At 42.7% G+C, this 21,563-nt stretch carries 22 protein-coding genes; 14 read left to right on the forward strand and 8 right to left on the reverse strand.

Translation table 11 applies throughout. The annotated features are described in order from the left end of the window. Positions 1 to 72: 72 nt before the first annotated feature. On the reverse strand, positions 73 to 453 hold the full coding sequence (locus FTU92_RS07940; RefSeq protein ID WP_180051991.1) for a hypothetical protein: 381 nt from the start codon (positions 451 to 453) through the stop codon (positions 73 to 75). Positions 454 to 557: 104 nt separating this feature from the next. Between FTU92_RS07940 and FTU92_RS07945 the strand changes: the two genes are divergently transcribed. Together FTU92_RS07945 and ppa are read left to right on the forward strand one after the other, a co-directional pair. After that, a complete protein-coding gene (locus FTU92_RS07945; RefSeq protein ID WP_104852906.1) occupies positions 558 to 956 on the forward strand; it encodes an MAPEG family protein in 399 nt (132 codons plus the stop codon). A 124-nt stretch (positions 957 to 1,080) separates the two neighbouring features. After that, a complete protein-coding gene (gene ppa, locus FTU92_RS07950) occupies positions 1,081 to 1,617 on the forward strand; it encodes an inorganic diphosphatase (protein ID WP_004975651.1) in 537 nt (178 codons plus the stop codon). 99 nt (positions 1,618 to 1,716) lie between these two features. Here ppa and FTU92_RS07955 read toward each other — a convergent pair whose 3' ends face one another. Next, positions 1,717 to 3,027, reverse strand: a complete 1,311-nt coding sequence (locus tag FTU92_RS07955; RefSeq protein ID WP_096902242.1) for an OprD family outer membrane porin — start codon at positions 3,025 to 3,027, stop codon at positions 1,717 to 1,719. Between the two features lie 1,153 nt (positions 3,028 to 4,180). Between FTU92_RS07955 and FTU92_RS07960 the strand changes: the two genes are divergently transcribed. After that, positions 4,181 to 4,936 carry a TorF family putative porin gene (locus FTU92_RS07960; protein ID WP_373687280.1) on the forward strand — a complete coding sequence of 252 codons (756 nt, stop codon included), beginning with the start codon at positions 4,181 to 4,183 and terminating at the stop codon, positions 4,934 to 4,936. 154 nt (positions 4,937 to 5,090) lie between these two features. Here FTU92_RS07960 and FTU92_RS07965 read toward each other — a convergent pair whose 3' ends face one another. Further along, positions 5,091 to 6,578 carry a YifB family Mg chelatase-like AAA ATPase gene (locus FTU92_RS07965; RefSeq protein ID WP_167845701.1) on the reverse strand — a complete coding sequence of 496 codons (1,488 nt, stop codon included), beginning with the start codon at positions 6,576 to 6,578 and terminating at the stop codon, positions 5,091 to 5,093. A gap of 72 nt (positions 6,579 to 6,650) precedes the next feature. Next, positions 6,651 to 6,878, reverse strand: a complete 228-nt coding sequence (locus FTU92_RS07970; protein WP_096902239.1) for an accessory factor UbiK family protein — start codon at positions 6,876 to 6,878, stop codon at positions 6,651 to 6,653. Between the two features lie 276 nt (positions 6,879 to 7,154). Between FTU92_RS07970 and glnK the strand changes: the two genes are divergently transcribed. The 7 genes from glnK (at position 7,155) to FTU92_RS08005 (ending at position 13,355) form a co-directional block, all read left to right on the forward strand. Further along, the gene (gene glnK / locus FTU92_RS07975; protein WP_004650081.1) at positions 7,155 to 7,493 is read left to right on the forward strand and encodes a P-II family nitrogen regulator; all 339 of its coding nucleotides are present in this window, start codon (positions 7,155 to 7,157) and stop codon (positions 7,491 to 7,493) included. A 62-nt stretch (positions 7,494 to 7,555) separates the two neighbouring features. Beyond that, positions 7,556 to 8,965, forward strand: a complete 1,410-nt coding sequence (locus tag FTU92_RS07980) for an ammonium transporter (protein ID WP_167845702.1) — start codon at positions 7,556 to 7,558, stop codon at positions 8,963 to 8,965. A gap of 139 nt (positions 8,966 to 9,104) precedes the next feature. Beyond that, positions 9,105 to 9,563, forward strand: a complete 459-nt coding sequence (nrdR, locus tag FTU92_RS07985; RefSeq protein WP_180061225.1) for a transcriptional regulator NrdR — start codon at positions 9,105 to 9,107, stop codon at positions 9,561 to 9,563. A 36-nt stretch (positions 9,564 to 9,599) separates the two neighbouring features. Further along, positions 9,600 to 10,703, forward strand: coding sequence for a bifunctional diaminohydroxyphosphoribosylaminopyrimidine deaminase/5-amino-6-(5-phosphoribosylamino)uracil reductase RibD (ribD, locus tag FTU92_RS07990; RefSeq protein ID WP_180096137.1), 1,104 nt, complete (start codon positions 9,600 to 9,602; stop codon positions 10,701 to 10,703). Then, positions 10,700 to 11,992, forward strand: coding sequence for a DNA adenine methylase (locus FTU92_RS07995; RefSeq protein WP_004975669.1), 1,293 nt, complete (start codon positions 10,700 to 10,702; stop codon positions 11,990 to 11,992). Before ribD ends, FTU92_RS07995 begins: the two co-directional genes overlap by 4 nt. A 34-nt stretch (positions 11,993 to 12,026) precedes the next feature. Continuing rightward, positions 12,027 to 12,686 (forward strand): riboflavin synthase, encoded by a 660-nt coding sequence (locus FTU92_RS08000; RefSeq protein ID WP_104852910.1) that lies wholly within the window; start codon positions 12,027 to 12,029, stop codon positions 12,684 to 12,686. Between the two features lie 123 nt (positions 12,687 to 12,809). After that, positions 12,810 to 13,355: a VTT domain-containing protein gene (locus FTU92_RS08005; RefSeq protein ID WP_180096061.1), complete on the forward strand. Its 546-nt coding sequence runs from the start codon at positions 12,810 to 12,812 to the stop codon at positions 13,353 to 13,355. 109 nt (positions 13,356 to 13,464) lie between these two features. On the opposite strand, the gene FTU92_RS08010 is transcribed toward FTU92_RS08005, so the two are convergent. The 4 genes from FTU92_RS08010 to FTU92_RS08025 form a co-directional block, all read right to left on the reverse strand. Continuing rightward, positions 13,465 to 13,683 carry a hypothetical protein gene (locus FTU92_RS08010; RefSeq protein ID WP_004975675.1) on the reverse strand — a complete coding sequence of 73 codons (219 nt, stop codon included), beginning with the start codon at positions 13,681 to 13,683 and terminating at the stop codon, positions 13,465 to 13,467. 144 nt (positions 13,684 to 13,827) lie between these two features. Then, positions 13,828 to 14,448: a hypothetical protein gene (locus tag FTU92_RS08015; RefSeq protein ID WP_004975677.1), complete on the reverse strand. Its 621-nt coding sequence runs from the start codon at positions 14,446 to 14,448 to the stop codon at positions 13,828 to 13,830. A 48-nt stretch (positions 14,449 to 14,496) separates the two neighbouring features. Next, on the reverse strand, positions 14,497 to 14,904 hold the full coding sequence (locus tag FTU92_RS08020) for a DNA polymerase III subunit chi (RefSeq protein WP_131260997.1): 408 nt from the start codon (positions 14,902 to 14,904) through the stop codon (positions 14,497 to 14,499). Further along, positions 14,897 to 16,345, reverse strand: coding sequence for a leucyl aminopeptidase (locus FTU92_RS08025; protein ID WP_167846436.1), 1,449 nt, complete (start codon positions 16,343 to 16,345; stop codon positions 14,897 to 14,899). The genes FTU92_RS08020 and FTU92_RS08025 overlap by 8 nt, the downstream gene beginning before the upstream one ends. A gap of 158 nt (positions 16,346 to 16,503) precedes the next feature. Between FTU92_RS08025 and lptF the strand changes: the two genes are divergently transcribed. The 4 genes from lptF to FTU92_RS08045 all read left to right on the forward strand — a co-directional run bounded on the left by lptF (position 16,504) and on the right by FTU92_RS08045 (position 21,557). Continuing rightward, a complete protein-coding gene (gene lptF / locus FTU92_RS08030) occupies positions 16,504 to 17,604 on the forward strand; it encodes an LPS export ABC transporter permease LptF (RefSeq protein WP_004975682.1) in 1,101 nt (366 codons plus the stop codon). A gap of 1 nt (position 17,605) precedes the next feature. Continuing rightward, positions 17,606 to 18,676, forward strand: a complete 1,071-nt coding sequence (gene lptG, locus FTU92_RS08035) for an LPS export ABC transporter permease LptG (protein WP_004975683.1) — start codon at positions 17,606 to 17,608, stop codon at positions 18,674 to 18,676. A 145-nt stretch (positions 18,677 to 18,821) separates the two neighbouring features. Next, complete coding sequence (gpmI, locus tag FTU92_RS08040) at positions 18,822 to 20,369, forward strand: 2,3-bisphosphoglycerate-independent phosphoglycerate mutase (protein WP_104852912.1); 1,548 nt, start codon at positions 18,822 to 18,824, stop codon at positions 20,367 to 20,369. 24 nt (positions 20,370 to 20,393) lie between these two features. Continuing rightward, positions 20,394 to 21,557, forward strand: a complete 1,164-nt coding sequence (locus tag FTU92_RS08045; protein WP_004975690.1) for a S41 family peptidase — start codon at positions 20,394 to 20,396, stop codon at positions 21,555 to 21,557. The last annotated feature ends 6 nt before the right edge of the window (positions 21,558 to 21,563 follow it).

The following is a 21,563-nucleotide window of genomic DNA, read 5'->3' on the forward strand; positions in this document are numbered from 1 at the left end:
CCTGAAACTTCAGGGGCGTTTTTTATATGCTATAGAAAATAGATTGTTTCTTGTTCAACAAAGGCAAAAGTATTACTCTTTCATCAGCCAACGGTCAAAGTAACGACGCCCAACACCCACAATACCCAAGAAAATAAACATCGCACCAAATTGGCGGCTAAAACCTGATTGATTAAAACTGCCATAACTTAAAATATTATCAATTAAGCAATACACCACAATCACAATAATCCAGTGCCAGAGTGGTAAGCGCTTAATCCCCACTGCATAAAATGCCACCCAAAGCACAATGAAGGTAAAAATGGTCGACCATACGTTCATGTTGGCGCAAATTACCATCAATAAAAATGCCACAATAGGCAACACAATTTTTAAAACACGATCCACTCGCAGTTGATGTTGGCGCTGCTTTTCAAGTACATCTAACATTTCCTTTTGATCTGGGCTGACCATAATGGATCCTTTATATAATTGCTTAAAACATGCTATTTAACAAAATTTATTCAAGAAATGCCATGTTATGATAAGTTCTCAATACAGTTTATGAGAAAAAATTGATGCAAAGCATAAGTGGAATTGTTTATCTAATTATAATTGCTTGCTTATTGCCGTATGTCTTTGCTGTTGTCGCAAAAATGGCAGGCGGCTTTAAACGCGAAGATAACCAAAATCCACGTGAATTTTTAGCCAAAACTACAGGTTTAGCTGCACGTGCTAACGCCGTTCAGCAAAACAGTTTTGAAAGCCTGCCTTTATTTATTGCTGCAGTGCTCATGGCGGAATATATGGTCATCCCACAAGTGGTGGTGATGATGTTTGGTATTGCTTATATTGTGCTGCGCATTATTTATGGAATTTGTTATTTAGCCAATTGGGCGACGCTGCGTTCAATTGTTTGGATGCTGTCTTTACTTTGTCCAATTTGTATTTTGCTGATGGTGATTAAACTGACCTGATCAAGTCATGTCTGAAAATATGTATTTTTGCCTTGCAGATGTATAATCGCGCAGTAATTCAGGACAGAAAACCGTTATAATTGACGCGGTTTTAAAAAGATTTAACTTGTTTAAGAGTGATGCTATGAGCTACAGCAATATCCCTGCGGGTAAAGATGCACCAAATGACATCTATGTGATCATTGAAATTCCTGCCAATGCAGCGCCAATCAAATACGAAATTGACAAAGATTCTGATGCATTATTTGTAGACCGTTTCATGGGTACAGCAATGTTCTATCCAGCGAACTACGGTTATGTGCCAAATACACTTTCATTGGATGGTGATCCGCTAGACGTATTGGTTGTGACCCCACACCCAGTAGAGCCAGGTTCTGTGATTCGTTGCCGCCCAGTGGGTAAATTGAACATGGAAGATGATGGTGGTATTGATGCGAAATTGGTTGCCGTTCCGCACGAAAAATTAACCCCAATTTATAAAGATGTTCAAGAATATACGGATCTTCCACCATTATTGATCAGCCAAATTGAACATTTCTTCCAGCACTACAAAGACTTAGAGCCAGGCAAATGGGTGAAGTTAAGCGGTTGGGAAGGTGCTGATGTTGCGAAACAAGAAGTATTGAACTCAATTGAAGGCTACAAAGCTGCAAATCCATAATTTGCGCGCAGTCTATTTAGCTTTCACATGAAAGCTAAAATATAAAAAACCTGCACAGAATATGTGCAGGTTTTTTATTGGGTTGGCTATTCCGAGAAATTAGAATAATTTCACAGGAATATCTAACCAGATACGCCATTCATTAGTTGAGCCAATACCTTCGCTGTTATTCACTTTTTGGTTATTGTAGCTACTACTTGAACGCAAGTAAGAGTAGCGTAAGCGTAAGCTCGCATCTTTAAATGCACCAGATTGAACGGTGTATTTCACTTGGTTGAAAAATTCATGTTCTTCAGCTTGATCAATAATTTCAGTTCGATTGTTGCGATCCGCAACATCAATATCCCAACCGTAAACAAATGCACTTGTCCAGTTCAAGCCAGGTAAACCGTGGTTTTTAAAGTTGTAGTTATATTGCAAGCCAACTGATTTTTCATCATTGCCGTTGAAATCAGATAAGTATGAATTTGGTACATAAATACTTTGTAGACCATCTGCATTGTATGCATAGTCGTAACCTGTATTGCCAGCATTATCTTGATAAGCCAGCATTACATTGTGAGCATCTTTATTATAGGTTGCCGAAACTCCCCAAATAGTGTTTTCACGGTCTGCAAGGTTATCTGTAGTATGTGAACCTGTGGCTGCACCAGCTTCCCACTGTGTGTTATAAGCCACAGCATCTAAGGTTACATTTGCATCGTTAGGTACAGCAAAGTTGTAATTTGCATTGGCATAGTGGCGTTCTAATTTATCTTTAACATCTACCCCATAATAAGAGGCATTAACTTGGTCGTTAAATTTGTATTTTGCACCCCAGAAAATAGCACTATCCAAACCTTGTTGGTCTGAGCTGATGTCATTTGACCATTGGTTTTTAGTAAATTTACCACCAATTAACGTCAAGTCTTTAATTTCGTTACTTTCAATATAAAGACCAGTGTAGTATTCAGGTGTTAAGCGTGCTGTATTGCTTGCAATTACTGGTATTTCAGATACTTGCGTACCATATTTAGCTGTTGTATTTGATACGCGTGCTTTTACATAAGCACCACCACGTGCCCAGTGGTCATAAGCAGAACCATCGTTGTGGACTGGAATCATTTGGTTGCCAGTATTTTTGTTTTCACCTAGTTTGAATGAAGCATCACCAATGATACCTGCACCAAAACCAACAATACCTTTAGTAAAGCCAGAATCTAGATTGATAATTGCTGTTTGAGCTGCAGAGCTTGTGTCGTTTGTTAGTCCATCTTTTTTATCACGATTCAAATAACCTGTACGGAATAAAACCGAACCGTTTGCGTCTTCTACAAAGCCTTTAGATTCACTTTGTTCGCTAGCAAATGCAGTTGAAACAAGCGCTGCGTTGATCAGCAACGCAAGTGTTAATTTTTTAGATTGCAGCATTGGGAGATGGCCTCATGCAGTAAATGTGTAGTTGAAACGTAGCCGAATTGTATCGCTATTTAGGCGCGAAAATATCATTTTTAAGGTGCTTATGACACTAAAGTTAAGCATTTTTTCGATAAACTGTAGGGTCATTAAAAATATTGAATTTTTAAAAGTTTAATAATTATTTTAATTTTTAGTAAAAACATAAACATAATTTTAAATGAGCTGAACAGCTAGAATGGATGACTTGGGAGCAATACTTTAAGTTTTTTGTAAATTTTAGCCATAAAACCATCTTTGTTTAATATTTCAGCAGTTTAAGTTAATAGTTTATGGCGAAATAAGTAAGTAAAAACCTAAAATTTTATGTTTATTTCATCTTGTTAAGTATTTCTTCAAAAGTGCGGTTTTAAATTTAAGAATAGATAAGGTTGTATATTTTGGTTTTTATTTGAACTAAAAGTATAAAAAATAGAATGGTGTTGATGGGGTAACTAATAGTTTTTAGCTATGAGGTGTTTCATGTGAAATACGGTGTTTTATTTGTGCTGTTTTTGATGAATTTGACCCAGTAAGCATTTCTCTTTTTGCTAAATTTTTAAGTGTAATAACTTCAGAAGATATTGCATCGGCCTGTCACAATGCTGCTGAAATCTCACATTGGCTATTCGGTTTAACAATTTGAATGATATGCATGTTCTTGGTGCAAAAAAATTATTCGTATTCAAACAATATTTTTCTAGGCCAAACATGCTGTTCGCCCTTAATGGGAAAGGGGCTGTAAGCATATGAGTAATGACTTTGTCCCAGTTTTTAGTATATGCAAAGATGTGCGAATAAATGTTATTGCACTTTTTTAGGCAGTTTAAATTTGAGTTCTAAGTCAGGTACATCAAAAATGTTGCAATGTATTCTGTATTTACACGGTAAATATGACTTATACATCTATGTAAAAAGAATGAACAAAAGTGAGTTGTAGGCCATAGCGATGAAAATAAGAAATTTATTAATTTAAAAATAAATATAAATAACAATCATTTAGATGTGGTTGTGAGCCTATTCTGAGTATGGAAAATCTTGTTTTTTTGAATGTTGGCACACGGTTTGCAATCCTCCATGTGAGTTAAACAACAATAGACACAAGCATCTCATCAGATGCAGGGGGAAAATCATGAACATGGGATTTAAAACACTTTTTGCAGCAGCGATGATGGCAGCATCTGGTCTAAGCATGGCATCAGAATCAACTTCAGCATTGTCTTTTAGTGGTACTGCGGCAATGACCAGTGATTATCGTTTTCGTGGCATGACACAAACAATGAGTGATCCTGCGGTGCAAGCGGGTTTTGCGTTGAGCCATGATTCAGGCCTTTATGCTGGTGTGTGGGGTTCCAATGTCGATTTTGGTGGCACAGCGCATTTAGAACTTGACCCTTATTTGGGTTATGCCACTACTTTAGACAGTTTTGCCAGCAAGCCATTATTAGACGTGGGTCTATGGTATTACCTTTACCCAAGTGAAAGCGATTTAAACTGGCTAGAAGCCTATGCCAAATTAGGCTTTAGCGATGTAGGATTTAAAGATGCCAGCTTATCTACCGCAATTAATTACTCCAATGATTTTCTAGGTGGTGATACAGATGCTTGGTATTTCAATGCAACTTATAGCGTACCGTTTGCAGATACAGGTTTCTCAGGTGTTGCGGGTATTGGTTACACCCTAGCAGATGATTTTGATTTTGGTGGTGGCGAAGACAGTTATATCGACTGGAAAGCGGGTGTGAGCTATAGTTTTGCATCAGTAGAAGGCTTATCTGCTGAATTGGCTGCTGTTGGTACAGATATTGATACCGATGGAATGTCACACGCTGCGAAGCGTGGCGTTGAAACAGGAGCTGTATTTACTTTAACTAAAGCCTTCTAAAGATACGGCTACGACGATAAATAAAAGCTCCAGTTAGGAGTGAAACTTAAAACAATAAAAACAACTCGCCCATTGTACAGGCATGGCAATGGGCTATTTTCATCTCTTAGACTTTTAATCAGATTCTTAATCGAACTCTTAATTAGACTTTCAATCAGGCTTCATGGGCACGATAAGACAGTGCTTCACTCAAATGTGGACTTTGAATCTGTTCACTTTGGGCTAAATCTGCAATGGTGCGTGCCACTCGTAACACCCGATGATACGCACGTGCCGATAAGTTCAAACGCTGCTGCGCAATGGCTAAAATATTTTGCGCAGTATCATCTAAATGTGCAAATTGCTCTAATTGTTTGGGACTGAGCGCCATGTTTAAACACTCTTGGCGTTGCAATTGTCGTGTATATGCTTGAATGACACGGCTTCGCACGGTTTCAGAATTTTCCACTGGTCGGGTGTCCTGTAATTCATGTGCTTGCAGAGGTGGTACATCAATGTGTAAGTCGATACGATCCAATAACGGCCCTGAAATACGGTTTTGATAGCGTTTAATACTTTCTGCAGAACATTGGCAGCGCACATCCTGATTAAAAGCATAACCACAAGGACAGGGATTCATGGCGGCAATTAGTTGAAAGTTGGCTGGAAAGGTAATTTGCCGAGAGGCGCGGGAAATCACAATTTCTTTGGACTCTAAAGGTTGGCGCAGCACTTCTAACACTTTTTTATCAAATTCAGGCAATTCATCTAAAAATAAAACGCCTAAATGCGCCAAGGTAATTTCACCAGGTTTGGGATATGAGCCTCCACCGACCAATGCCACAGCAGAAGCGGTATGATGCGGGGCGCGAAAAGGGCGCTGTCCAAACGTATGCGGGCTATCCGCCACAGAATAGATGCTGGCGACCTCTAAATTTTCCTGCATATTCAATGGCGGTAAAATACTGGAAAGTCGGGATGCCAGTAAGGTTTTACCTGTACCGGGTGGGCCTTTGAATAGCAATGAATGTCCACCAGCAGCTGCTATTTCCAAAGCACGTCGTGGGCGCAATTGTCCTTTAACATCGACTAAATCAAATGCGGAATGAGATAACTGTGGCTGGGCAATTGCGGTGACTTTATCTAAAGGCTGGCTTTGTGCCAAATGTTCGCAAACTTGTTTTAAATGTGTGGCGGCAAAGACTTCAAAGTCAGGCAATTGAGCAGCTTCTTGTGCATTTTGTTCAGGTAAAACCAAACAATGCTGTGCCTGTTGGCAGGCAATCGCAATACTGAGTGTGCCTGTGGTGGGGCGCAATTGACCATCTAAAGCCAATTCTCCAATAAACTCTAAACCTTCAGTGCTTTGTTCGGGCAATTGTCCCGAAGCAATTAAAATGCCTAAAGCAATGGCTAAGTCCAAACGCGAACCATCTTTGGGCAAGTCGGCAGGTGCTAAATTAATGGTCAGACGTTTGGTCGGAAATTGAAAACCACTATTAATAATGGCAGAGCGTACCCGATCTTTACTTTCACGCACGGCAGCTTCGGCTAGACCGACAATGGTTAAAGAAGGTAAACCTTGACTCAGATGGACTTCAACTTCAATTGCAGGGGCGTGCAAGCCGAGCAGCCCCCGCGTATACACTTTGGCAAAAGACATTTTTATGATGATCCGTTTTGGTGCGTTATTTTTATAATGTTTGTTTTTTGTTTTTATGCACTCAATTGGTGCTTATTTTTTGAGTTGAATTTTCTGTTCCAGTGCTTCAACCTGTTTTAACAATTCATTTAAACGTAAGTTGGCATTATTGAGCGCAGTACGTTGGCGGTCTAGCTCATCTTGCGAGACCAAATCCATTTTGGTGACCGCTTCATTGAGCAAAGCACGTAAATTATGTTCTAAATCTTTTTTAGGTTGTTCAACTTGTTCCAAAATGGCTTGTAATAAAGTTTCAATCATTGTTGTTTCCACAAAGATGGAGAAAATGGAGGCAGTGTAGCACTGGTCTTGAATAGACTATAGCATTTCAGACGAAATATGGATTTATTCGATGAGTAAAATCGTAAATCTTCTAGTAAATATGTCTATTTTTTGAAGATCACAACCATATAAATGTATAAAATAAGGTATAAAGAAAACTCATGTCACGGTTTCTAATTTCCCCCGACCTTAGAACTTTGGCATGGAATTTGAACATAAAACCTTACTGGTGAATTAAGCCGAAGGAAAACAAACATGAAGCTCGTAACTGCAATTGTAAAACCCTTTAAATTAGATGATGTGCGTGAAGCATTATCTGAAATTGGTGTTCAAGGGATCACCGTAACAGAAGTCAAAGGCTTCGGTCGCCAAAAAGGTCACACCGAACTTTATCGTGGCGCTGAATACGTCGTTGACTTTTTGCCTAAAGTTAAAATTGAAATCGCAATTAGCGATGAAATGGTGGATTCGGTGATTGAGTCAATCACTCGTGTTGCTAGTACAGGCAAGATTGGTGATGGCAAAATCTTTGTTACTAACCTCGAACAAGTCATCCGTATTCGTACAGGTGAAACGGGTGCAGATGCTGTTTAAAAGATGGCACGAAGTTTGCTGAGTACCTAATAACTCACAAAAACAAAGGTCGGGGGACACAAATGAAAAAAATGCTACTCGCGCTGAGTCTATCAGGCGCACTTCTTGGTGGTTCTGTTGCTTGGGCTGAAGAAGCCGTAACAGCCACCGCACCAACTTCAGATGTTGCAGTGCTTGAAACTGCCGAAACATCTCCTATCGAAACAACAAATGCAACAGAAGTTGCAGCTGTAGCAGAAGTCAGCACGCCCGAAGCTGCTGAACCTGAAGCTGTATTAGATACAGGCGATACCGCTTGGATTTTAGTTTCGACTGCTTTAGTTTTACTCATGACCATTCCTGGTTTGGCACTATTTTATGGCGGTATGGTACGCAAGAAAAACGTACTCAATACTATGGCTTATAGCTTTGTAGCAGCAGCCGTGGTCAGTATTGCCTGGGTGGCAGTGGGCTATAGTTTGGCTTTTGGTGAAGGTAATGCCTTTATTGGTGGTCTAGACAAAGTCATGCTGGCAGGCATTGGTACCGATGCGCTCAGTGGCAGTATTCCTGAAATTCTATTTGTGATATTTCAAATGACCTTTGCCATCATTACTGTGGCAATTATCAGTGGTTCAATTGCAGAACGAATGAAGTTTGGTGCCTTTGTTGCCTTTATCGCGATTTGGGTGGTCGTGGTCTACGCACCAATTACCCACTGGGTATGGGGTGGTGGTTGGTTAGGCAATGATGGTGCTCTCGACTTTGCTGGTGGTACTGTTGTTCATATTAACTCGGGTGTTGCAGGTTTAGTTGCTGCATACATGTTGGGCAAACGTATGGGCTTGGGCCGTGAATCTATGGCTCCGCACAACCTGACTTTGACTGTACTGGGTGCAAGTTTACTCTGGGTGGGCTGGTTTGGTTTCAACGGTGGTTCTGCTTTAGGTGCCAATGGTGCAGCGGGTTATGCCTTAGTTGTGACTCAAGTGGCAGCCGCAGCCGCAGCAATTGCATGGCTTGTAGCAGAAAAACTGGTACGTGGTAAAGGTTCTGTATTAGGTGCTGCATCGGGTGCTGTAGCAGGTTTGGTGGTGATTACTCCAGCAGCAGGTTTTGTGACTGTTGGTGGTGCATTAGCGATGGGTTTAATTGGTGGTGTGGTATGTTTCTGGGGTATTACTGCCTTAAAACGCGCCCTGAAAGCTGATGACTCTCTAGATGCCTTTGGACTACATGGTGTAGGTGGTATTGTTGGTGCAATTTTAACAGCCTTCTTTGCCAGCGAGTTTATTATGGGCGATGCTGCACCAAGCAACTTGATGAGCCAACTTTGGGTGCAAGTTGAAGGTGTGTTAGCGACCATTGCTTACTCTGCTGTACTGACTTTCATCATCTTAAAAGTAATTGATCTAACCATTGGTATTCGTGTGGCTGCAGAAGATGAGCGTATGGGACTCGACTTAAGCCAACATGGTGAACGTGTAGAATAATCTAGACAGTACATAATCAATATATTGTGTAAAACAGCCCTTCGGGGCTGTTTTTTTTCTATATGTTGCGTAAAACTCTACAAAGTTTGGAATTTTTGCTACACTGCATTTTCATTCAAATTTGTGCAATTAAACCGCTATGCATTGTCCATTTTGCAACACTGCAGACAGTAAAGTGATTGACTCACGTTTGGCGGCAGAAGGCTGCCAAATTCGCCGACGTCGTGAGTGTATTGGCTGTGGTGAACGCTTTACCACCTTTGAAAGTTATGAAGTGGTTATGCCACGGGTGATTAAATCCGATGGTAAAAGTGAGCCTTTCGATGAAGCCAAGTTACGTCGTTCGTTAATGCATGCTTTGCAAAAACGTCCCGTGACCCAAGAGCAAATTGAAACGGTACTCAGTGACATCCAACTGCAAATTCGCCGTTTGGGAGAGCGTGATGTGAAATCACGTACCATTGGTGAGGTTGTTATGCAGGCTTTATTTGCATTGGATCACGTGGCGTATGTGCGTTTTGCTTCAGTGTATCAGGACTTTCAGGATGTCGAAGCGTTTCGCCGTCAAATTGAACAAATGCAGTTACGTGAGCAATAAACCCTCATGTCAGCAAAAAGCACACAACATCTGAATATGACTGAATTCACTTCCAATTTACCTCCCAATGATCTTTTTTGGATGCGTCGTGCGATTGAGTTGGCACGTTTGGGGCAATACAGCACCAAACCTAATCCAAATGTCGGCTGTGTGATAGTTAAAGATGCCCAATTATTGGGCGAAGGTTTCCATCCTCGTGCAGGACAGCCACATGCCGAAGTCTTTGCTTTGCGTCAGGCCGCTGAACAAGCGCAGGGTGCAACTGCTTATGTGACTTTGGAACCTTGTGCACACTATGGGCGCACACCACCATGTGCCAAAGCCTTGGTCGATGCAGGCGTGGCTAAAGTGGTTGTGGCTTGTCCAGACCCGAATCCATTGGTGGCAGGTAAAGGCGTTCAGATTTTACAGGATGCAGGTATTCAGGTTAGCGTGGGCGTGGCAGAAGCTGAAGCAGCGCAGTTAAATGCAGGCTTTTTAAAAGCCATGGCTACAGGCATGCCTTATGTGCGTTTAAAAATTGCTTCTAGTTTGGATGGTCGTACGGCAATGGCTTCGGGTGAATCCAAATGGATCACAGGCACGGCTGCACGTGCCGATGTGCAGCATTGGCGGGCAATTTCTGCTGCAGTATTAACGGGGATCGACACGTTACTGGCCGATGACTGTCTGCTTAATGTACGCCACTTAGAGGGTGTAGATGACATCCACAGCGTAGTACAACCCAAACGGATTATTTTAGATCGCCAAGGTCGTTTGCCTTTGAGCGCACAAATTTTGCAGCAGCCTGAAACGGTGATGGTGATGGGACCGTATCGTGCAGAGTTGGCTGCTTTGGGCGTGTTACAATTGGAACCGCAACCTTTAGCCACCTTACTTGCCCAATTGGTACAGCAACATCAAATTTATGATGTGTTGGTTGAAGCGGGTGCAACCTTATCGACCGCTTTCTTACAGGAAGGTTGGGTTGATGAAGTGATCAGCTATGTGGCACCTACATTGTTAGGGCGCTCGGCTCGTGCCATGTTTAATGCAGAATTTGAACAGATGGCAGAGCAACTTCGATTTAAACTTTGCGATGTCACTCAATTGGGTGATGACGTGCGCCTTAGGTTAATTCCTTCTCAAGAGACACTATGAGTTCAGAGTCAACGGTTTATCACAAACGTCGTCATGCGGCACGCACCACTGATGAATACTTATTCCATCAGTTAGTGCCTTATTTGGGCAATAAACGCCGTTTACTGCATCTGATTTTAGAAGCACTTGAACAGACAGGAACGCTACATCCTAAAAATGGTCGTGCACCAATTTTTGCCGATTTTTTTGCAGGTTCAGGAGTGGTATCACGTTTGGCGCGTCAAAATGGTTATCGGGTGATTGCCAATGACTGGGAACCGTACAGCCATGCCTTAAACCATGCGATTTTGGCCTGCACTGAAGCACCTGCGTTTAAAGAATTAGGCGGCTATCAAAAAGCCATTGATTATTTGAACCGTTTGCCTGAAGTCAAAGGCTGGGTGACGCATAATTTGTGTCCGCGCAATGACGAAATTTATGACCCAAGTCGTGACCGTTTATTCTTTAAACGTCGTAACGGTATGCGCATAGATGCGATTCGTCAGCAAATTGCTACGTGGCAAGCGCAGGGTGCCATTGATGATGTTGAGATGTCGGCATTGTTGGCGCCGTTGTTGTACTCTGCCAGTTTTGTCAGTAATACCAGTGGGGTGTTTAAAAGCTTCCACCACGGCTGGGGTGGCAAAACTCAAACTGCACTCGAACGAATAGAATCATTATTGTGGCTCACGCCAAGTCGTTTTTGTGACATTGGTGAACCAAATAAACCTGCTGCAGAAATGTGGTGTGTCGATGCACAGCATCTTGCCAATCAAATGAGTGGTTTTGAGGTGGATGTGGCTTATTTAGACCCACCGTATAATCAACATGCTTATAGCAGTAACTATCATGTCTTAAATGCCTTAACCTTGTGGGATCAGGTCGATTTACCAACCCCAGACACCAAAGGCTTTAAAAGTGGTATTGACCGTGCATGGCGCAAAGAACGTCCAAGTCCATACAACTCATCTAAGTACGCCAAAGAGGCGTATGAAACCTTATTGGACACCATTAATGCACGTTTTATTCTGACCAGTTATTCTACCGATGGTAATATTAGTGCCACAGACTTGTTGCAAGCCAATTTAAAACGCGGTCGAGTGACGTTATTGACGCAAGATGTTCCGCGTTATCGCGTGAGTAAACAGCGTCAGTCCGAGCGTGCGCGCGTGCTGGAATTTATTGTGATTACCGATACGCATGCCAAGTCAGGCCCACCTATTCGCCAGTTGTTAGGGCAACTTTACCATTTTGCAGAATTGGGTGGTGTAGATACCTCAGGTGTGAGTACCCAATTGGCGTTGTGGTAAATCCACAAATCCTCAGTGAATGAGAGAAAAGATTATGTTTACAGGCATTATTGAAAGTTTAGGTAAAGTAGAAAGCCTGCAAAGTGTGGGCGGTGATGTACGTTTGCGTATTCAGACAGATTTAGATATGTCAGATGTGCATTTGGGGGATTCAATTGCCACCAATGGTATTTGCCTGACTGTGATCGAGTGGGGCGACAATTGGTATGCCGCAGATGTGTCCCGTGAAAGTTTGAACCGTACCACTTTAGGCACATGGAAAGTGGGTCAGCCTGTCAATGTCGAAAAAGCCATGTTGCCGACCACACGTTTTGGTGGACATATCGTAAGTGGCCATGTTGATGCAGTCGGTGAAATTACGCTGGTACGTGAAGATGCACGTTCAATTTACTATGAAGTGACTGCACCTGCAGAAATTGCCAAATATTTGGCAGAAAAAGGTTCGGTGACCGTCGATGGCATCAGCCTGACCATTAACCATTTACGCGGCAGTGTTATCAGTCTGAATTTAATTCCACACACGGCAGAGCGTACCAATATTGGCACATGGAAAGTTGGCAGCAAGGTCAATTTAGAAGTGGATGTCTTGGCGCGTTATATTGAGCGTTTGCTCTTGGGTGATAAAGCTGCAGAAACTACGCAGCAATCTAAAATTAGCATGGAATTCTTGGCTGAAAATGGCTTTTTAAAATAAGCACAGAGCCGAATGAAATTTAAACAGTCTGATTGAAAAATTAGACTGTTTTTTTGTTTTTAGGGATAATTAAAAAGATAAAGATGTTTTTTTCATCATAAACACCCCTTTGGTTTAATGTAGATGATTGATTTTTTAATGAATTTGGAACACTGGCTGCCATTATTACTCGATAATTATGGTCTGTGGATCTATGCCATTTTGTTTCTGATTATTTTTGCAGAAACAGGTTCTGTGTTCATGTTCTTTTTACCAGGCGATAGTTTGCTGATCGCAATTGGTGCCTTGTGTTCCACCACCGACGTAGTGCATTTGCACTATATGGGTATTTTGCTTTTTGTTGCTGCGGTCTTGGGGTATAGCGTCAACTACTACACTGGACGCATATTGGGACTAAAATACTTTCATCAACATTCACGTTATTTCAAACCTGAATATATTGTCAAAACCAACCATTATTTTATGAAACATGGTGGCAAAACTATTTTAATGGCGCGTTTTATACCGTTTGTTCGTTCATTTGCACCATTTGCTGCAGGGTCAGGGCACATGCCTTTGGCGACCTTTAGTTTTTATAATGTGGTGGGTGCTGCCGTATGGATTTTTTCTTTAATGGCAATAGGTTATGGCTTGGGTAATATTTTGTCTTGGTTGGGTGATTGGATTTAAATTCCTCATTTTTTCTATTTTCTTATTCTAAATCCACCGCGATAACTAAAAAAGTGGATTGATGGCCACAAAAAAAGCCCACCGTGTGGACTTTTGATCTGGTTCAGTTTTAGTGTTTGGTGACAATTAACTCTGTGCCACCCAAGCGCGGGCTAAAAGTATCGTTACTTTGAATTGAAAACTCCCCCTTTTCCGCTTCTTTAGACAAGTACATGCTTAATGATTGGAAATCTGCACGACTGATCCATAAATCCTGAGCACGAATACTCCACTGTTCGCCCGTATTAAGATGGTCGATTTTGCCTGAAATTTTCGTCAAGATATCCATTTGAAACCCATGATTGCAAAAGTCATTAAAGGAGATGAAAGTTGAAAATTCAACTTTTTCTGGATGACTATCATGTGACAAAATTATTTCATTTTGATGACATTGGGCTTAAGACTTTGGGCTAATTGGGGATAAAAAGTAAAATTATTCTTTAGAAAAATTTGAATTTTTTAAGATATAGTCAATTTCTTCTTGGGCTGCAGCATGTAGTCGCGCACGAAAGATCGTTACCGCCTGCTCAATTTGAGTTTCGGCTTCTAGCTCTAAACGCAAACGTACACTTTCAAGTTCAGAAACAATTTGATCATCACTTACCGCAGTTGCGGCTTGATTAAAAGTCACTGCAGGTAATTCAGGATTTTGCTCATAACGTGCAGTATAGTTTGAAATTTCCTGATCCAGACTTTGACGCATCAACTCAAGTGCTTGAGTTTGTTCTGCAAAGCGTTGCGCTTCATCTTGCTGTAGCTGTGCAGCATAAGCGGCTTGTTCTGCACGTTGCTGTTCTAATTTGAGTTCGAGTGCCAATTGGCGACGTTGCCGTGCTTCTTCAATCAAACGTGCTTTCAGGTCAGCATAGGCTTGTTCAATTTTTTCCTGTGATTGTTGCTGAGCGCGCTGATCTTCTGCAATCCAGTTGTGTAATTGCGTTTCAGGTTGCAAGACCTCACAAATTCGATGCAGATCATCCATAAATGTCTGGCGCACAGCCTGAGGCGCGGTTAACCAGCGCTGTTTAAAATCTGAGCCGACATTTAAAGTCACCGCATCTCTCCTTATTTTGAGCAGTATTTTTAAAAAAACGTTTTAAAATTAAAGCTTAAACGTCTGTGGTTCTATGCCCAAACGTCGATATTGTTTAAATTTTTCACGTCCAAGCACTTTAGCTGCTTCGTGATTTTCAATAATCTCAATAATGTGACTAAATTTTGCATAGGCTTCAAGTGCCTGACTGTTAAAATTAAACACAATCCAGTCCGATTGCTGCGGTAATTCGGCAGAAATACATACGCTGGCCTGTGTTTGGTTAATGCCATGTGGAATAAAGCTGCTGGCATCAAAACTCCACAGACGCTCATCCAATATTTGCTGTAACTCTGGATCAGGGCAATGCAGCCAAATGCGTGCCTGCTGCCGCAAAATTTTGCGGCATAAACGGCAAGTGCTTTCCACTTGCCGTTCAGGACTTTTTTCAAACAAATAAAAGCTAACTTTAGCCATTATTGCTTGCACGTTGTGCGAGGAACTGCATCAATAACGGTACAGGACGACCTGTTGCGCCTTTATTGCTGCCTGAATTCCATGCAGTGCCTGCAATGTCTAGATGCGCCCAGCGATAGTCACGGGTAAAGCGTTGCAAGAAGCATGCTGCAGTAACTGAACCTGCTTTAGGCCCACCAATATTGCCAATATCGGCAAATGGTGAATCCAGTTGTTCTTGGTAATCGTCAATCACGGGCATACGCCATACACGGTCAAATGCAGTGTGTCCCGCAGCATCCAATTCCGCCGCAAGTTCATCATCTGGGGTAAACATGCCTGTCAGTACCGAACCGAGTGCAACCACGCAAGCGCCTGTTAAAGTCGCAATATCAATCACCAAAGCAGGGTTGAAGCGTTTCACATAGGTTAGGGTATCGCACAGCACCAAACGACCTTCGGCATCGGTATTTAAAATTTCGATGGTTTGGCCGCTCATACTGGTCACAATATCACCCGGGCGAGTGGCTTTGCCTGACGGCATATTTTCTGCAGCGGCAATCGTGCCGACAACATGAATTGGCAAACGTGCTTCGCACAGTGCGCGCATGGTGCCCAAGACTGAAGCAGAACCACACATATCAAATTTCATTTCGTCCATGCCTAAGCCAGGTTTGAGAGAAATGCCGCCAGTATCGAAAGTAATCCCTTTGCCGACCAATACCACAGGTGCTTCGTCACGCTGCGCTTGGTATTCAAGGCTAATGATGCGCCCAGGACGGTCTGAACCCTGACTGACTGCAAGGAATGCACCCATGCCCAATTCGGCCATTTCTGCTTCATCTAAAATGGTGACTTTGAGCAGATCTGGGTATTCTGCCGCAAGTGCTTGAGCTTGTTCTGCCAAATATTCAGGGAAACAAATATTGCCCGGGCGGTTGCCCAAGTCGCGAGCCATGTTTTGACCTGATTGCATGGCTTCAATTAACTGCAACTGATCGGCAGTCAGTGAGCTGTCCTTGGCAATTAAGTTGATTTGTTCAAGCTGAAACTCATTCTTTTTGCTTTTGTATTCATCAAAAGCATAGGCTGCTTGGGTCAGGCTGAGTGCAAATACATAATGCAGCTCGCTAGGCAGAGCAGACAAATCAATGCTGATCTGTTTAAATTTTTTTTGTGAAGATTTGATAATGCTTTGTGCAATTTTTGCCAGCTTTGCGGCTGGTAATTCTTCGGTTTTACCCAAACCGATCAGGTTGCTATTGGCGCATTCAACAACGCTAGCCACCAAACTTAAACTTTCATTAAAGCCTGCTTTAAATTGTGTCGCTTGAATAATGCTGTCTAAATCCTTGATTTGATAAGCAGCAGTTGCCTGTGGCACCTGTTCTGCAGCCACTAAAATTGACAAAGATTCACTCGCGCTGTGTTCTTGGAATGCGGGACTTAAGCTAAATTTAATCACTGGATTTTATGCCTATCTAAATGTGCAAACTATGCAACCATTGAAACATTTTTATGCGTTGAGTTTCAATGTATAACAAGGCGATAGGTTTTATATTTTCAACATTCAGGTAAACTAACGCGAATTGGATTCCCTCACATTTTGGAAGAAATAATTTGATTATTCGGCGTTATTTGGTCAAGCAAGTTGTGTCGACATCCTTGGTTGTGATTGCCTTACTGACTTTGATCATGATGGGTGGTCGCTTGATCAAGTATTTTGGTGTGGCGGCACAAGGGCGTTTGGATGCGAGTATTTTATTCAGCATCATTGGCTATCGCTTGCCTGAATTTTTGACGCTGATCTTACCTTTGGGTTTCTTTATTGGCTTGATGTTGGTATTTGGTCGTTTATATGTCGACCATGAAATGGCAGTGCTCAACAGCAGTGGCGTGAGTCGGCATCAATTGGCACGTTTATTGGTGCCAATGACGCTGGTATTTCTAATTGTCCAAGGCTTTTTAATGCTGTGGGCATCACCGTGGGGACTGCGTCAGTTTGAAGCATTGACCACCAGTCAGGCAGTACGCACAGGTTTTGATTTGGTGCGACCCAAAGAATTTATTTCTTCAGGGCCATATACCATTTACGCAGGCGATCTGTCCGAAGATCGTAAAAACCTGAAAGATATTTTCTTTTATCAACGTGCAGAAAAAGCAGGTCGTCCTGATGTCATGATTCTGGCAAAAGAAGCGACACGGGTAGAGCTGGAAAATGATCCTGCCAATGTGGTGGATTTGGTCGAAGGGCGTCGTTATGAAATATTTCCGGGCACAGCCAAATATTCACAGGCAGAATTCCAAAGTTATCGTTTACGTTTAGAGAATGACAAAGAAGCTAAATTTGAAAGTGCCGAAGTAGAAGCCTTAACCACCTCGCAACTTTGGAAAAACCGTGCAGACCCTGTGGTCGCAAGTGAACTGGGATGGCGTATTTTTGTGCCTTTTGCGATTGTGGTGGCGTTGTTTTTAGCCGTGGCATTGTCAGAAGTTAGTCCGCGTCAGGGGCGTTATTTAAAACTGTTTCCTGCCTTGTTAATTTTCGCCAGTTTGATTGTGGCGCTCATGGCGGTTAAAACCCGTATCAGCAAACAAGAAATGGGCATGATTGCTTATCCGTTGGTGTTGTTGGCTTATGCGATTGCGGCAGCCTTGTTCTCACGTAAACAAAAACTAGCACCTAAAATTAAGCAGCAAATTCAGCGAGTGAGGTCTTAAGATGTTGGCACGTCGTATAGTTGCAAAACACGTCACCAAGACCACTGCACTGGCTATGTTTGGTGCAACGGCAATTTTGTCTGGTTTGCAGGTGTTGTTTACCTATTTAGGCGAATTGGGTTCACTCAATGAAAACTATAGTGCATGGCAGGCATTGCTGTATGTATTGTGGGGTGCGCCAAATTATCTCTATGAAATTTTGCCGATTTCTGCCTTGATTGGCGCAGTGTTAGGCTTGGGTACGTTGGCATCCAACAGCGAATTGATTGTGATGCGTTCTGCAGGGATTAGCCTGTGGCGTATTGTGGGATGGGTGATTCGTTCCGCCATGGTATTGGTACTGCTGTCTTTTGTGCTCAGTGAATGGGTGATTCCATACACCAATGAACAAGCCAAAAGTGTTAAAAGTCACCGTAGCGTCGCTGAGCTGGGTGAAGTTCGTGGCTATTGGTCGCGCGAAGGCAATCGTTTTATTTATATTGACTACGCCAATGCCCAAGGGCAGCTCAAAAATGTACAAGTGGTCGATTTTGATGATAACTATCGCTTGCGTGGTACATTGTCTGCAGATCAGGGACAGTTTGTTAAAGACGGTAGTTGGTTGCTCAATCAAACTGAACAGATGGATATTTTGCAGGCGGGCAACGCGACTTTAGCTAAAAACAGCGAACAGGCTTTGGCTTTAGCATTGCAACCGAAATATGTGCACATGGTCACCATCGACCCTGAAGATTTATCCCCAAGTCAATTGGTCAGTTTCATGAGTTATATGCATGAATACAGCCAAGTACCCAAAACCTACCAACTGGCGTTCTGGCAAAAACTTGGTGCACCCTTTGCGCTGATTGCTTTGGTGGTGATTGCTTGCTCCTTTATTTTTGGGCCGTTACGTCAGCAATCTATGGGTTTCCGTTTGGTGATTGCTTTATTTGTCGGCTTAACCTTCTTTTATTTACAGGATTTCTTGGGCTATGCCAGCTTGGTCTATGCACCATCGCCTGCGTGGTTCGTATTTATTCCTATTATTCTGATGTTTGTCATCGGCGGTTACTTACTGCATCGTGCGCGTTAAGTGCGGACCGATGCTGCTGCTTTTTCCGTATGATTGGGTAAACCTATCTGAATCAGTGGCGGAAACCATCTTCTGAACATAGAGTCTTGACGCAAAATTCGTTAAGATAGCATGATTAATTTGTAGACGAAAAAGAGTATTGATTATGGCGGATGCAACTGCTGGCAAAATCCCTCACGTATTGGTGATTATGGATGGTGTGGGTCATCGCGAAGCGGTCGAAGACAACGCGTTTTTAGCAGCGAAACGACCAAATTTGACTGCTATGCAGGAAAAGCATCCGCATGGTTTGATCTCTGGTTCAGGTGAAGATGTGGGCTTGCCAGATGGTCAAATGGGTAACTCTGAAGTTGGTCACATGAACTTGGGTGCAGGACGTGTGTTGTACCAAGACTTTACCCGTATTACCAAAGACATTCGTACAGGCGCTTTCTTTGAACATGAAGTGTTGGTCGATGCGGTAGAAAAAGCCAAAGCAGCCAACGGTGCAGTGCATCTGCTTGGTTTATTGTCTGAAGGCGGTGTGCATTCGCATGAAGATCATATCGTGGCGATGGCAGAATTGGCATTAAAACGTGGTGCAAAAGTTTATCTACATGCCTTTTTAGATGGCCGTGATACGCCACCAAAAAGCGCGCAGCCTTCTTTGGAAAAACTGGACGCATTATTTGCACAATATCCAAATCAAGGTCGTATTGCCAGCCTGATTGGTCGTTACTATGCGATGGATCGTGACAACCGTTGGGATCGTGTAGAACAAGCCTATCGTTTACTTACCGAAGGTGAGGCAGTACGTACTGCGGCAACCGCGGTAGAAGGCTTGGCAGCGGCTTATGCGGCAGAGGAAAGTGATGAGTTTGTGAAAGCCACCCGTATTGGTGAAATTGCCAAAATTCAAGATGGCGACAGCGTGGTGTTTATGAACTTCCGTGCTGACCGTGCGCGTGAATTGACCAAAGCTTTTGTGGAACAAGACTTTGCTGGTTTTGAACGTAAAGTTGTGCCGCAATTGTCTAAATTTGTGATGCTAACCCGTTATCAAGCCAGCATTGCTGCACCAGTGGCGTACATGCCAGAAGATTTGAAAAACTCCATTGGTGAATATTTATCAGACTTGGGCAAAACGCAATTGCGTATTGCTGAAACTGAAAAATACGCACACGTGACGTTCTTCTTTAGTGGTGGCCGTGAAGATGAATATCCGGGTGAAAAACGCATCCTGATCCCATCGCCAAATGTAGCAACCTATGACTTAAAACCTGAAATGAGCGCTTATGAAGTGACTGATGAACTGGTTGCAGCCATTAACTCAGGTGAATATGACTTGTTGGTGGTGAACTATGCCAATGGCGATATGGTCGGTCATACTGGTGTGTTTGATGCAGCTGTCAAAGCAGTTGAAGCGGTAGATACCTGCTTAGGTCGCGTTTATGAAGCGGTGATGGCGAAACAAGGTCACATGATTATTACAGCTGATCATGGTAACGTCGAGCAAATGCAAGACTATGACAGTGGTCAGGTACATACTCAGCACACCACTGAATTGGTGCCATTCATTTATGTAGGCCCAACTCAGGCCACCATTTTGGAAGGTGGTGTGTTGGCAGATGTTGCACCAACTTTATTGAATTTGATGCAATTGCCAGTGCCAGCAGATATGCAAGGTCGCAACTTAATTCGCTTACAGGCATAACCCTCGATACAGGTAGATGATGGAATGACGGCTCACAAAATTTATGCGGTTGTGTTGGCAAGCGTGTTGTGTGCCAGTCATTCGAGTGTTTGGGCTGCGCCAGATTGGGAGTTAGATGGCCCTACACTACAACAGGACTATGTCGATGTGCCTGTAGAGTCGATACAGGAATTTGTACAAATCTATGGCATTGTCAAAGACAACTATGTGACTGAAAAAAGTGATGATGCCTTGTTTCAGCAAGCCATTCGTGGCTTGGTGAGCGGTTTAGACCGTTATTCACGCTATTTAACTGCTGAAGAATATAAACAACTTTTACAATATACCGAAGGCGACTTGGCCTCGGTTGATTTTACTTTGCGCTATGACGCTGCCCAGCAACATTGGGTCATTCAAAATTTAAGTGCCAATGCCGACTCGGCTAAACAAGGGCTGAAGAATGGCGACAGCCTATTTAAAATTGATAACCAAGAACTGAAAAAGCTGAGTGCAGATCAGGTCAATAACCTGCTCACAGGCTCAGTGGGATCGACTGTAAGCGTACAACGTGCAGCCAATCAGCCTGAAATTATGTTGGTACGCAACAAAAAAGTAGAAACCGATATTCAGGCGCAGATGCTTTCTAATCAGGTCTTGTTGTTAAAAGTACGTGTGTTTCAGCAAGACACCGCCAATGAAATTAAACGCTTAATTGAAGAACATAGCACGCCACGCTTAAAAGCCGTATTGATTGATCTGCGTAATAACCCAGGAGGCTTACTGTCTGCTGCGGTGGAATCTGCCGATTTATTTTTAAATCAGGGTGTGATTGTATCGACCAAAAGTCGTTCTGAAGGCGATCAACAATTTCAGGCGTTACCTAGCTTTGAATTTCAAAATTTAAAAGTCGGAGTACTGATTAATCATCGCTCTGCATCTGCGGCAGAAGTCTTTACTGGTGCTTTAAAAGACCATTCACGCGCTTGGGTGATGGGCGAAAAAAGTTATGGCAAGGGGGTGGTGCAAAAGCTGTTCCCACTTAGCGATGGTGCTGCCTTACAAATGACGGTTTCGCATTATTACACCCCACGCGAGCAAATGATTGAAGGGGTTGGGATTCAGCCGAATCAGCAATATATTCAAAGTCCTGAAATGAAAGAAGAGGCTTATCTTGAGCATGTGGCAGATTTACTGCTGAGCCGCCGTTAAGTCTCA

It is taken from the genome of Acinetobacter sp. YH12205 (genome assembly GCF_013418125.1).
Classification (GTDB): Bacteria; Pseudomonadota; Gammaproteobacteria; order Pseudomonadales; family Moraxellaceae; genus Acinetobacter; species Acinetobacter towneri.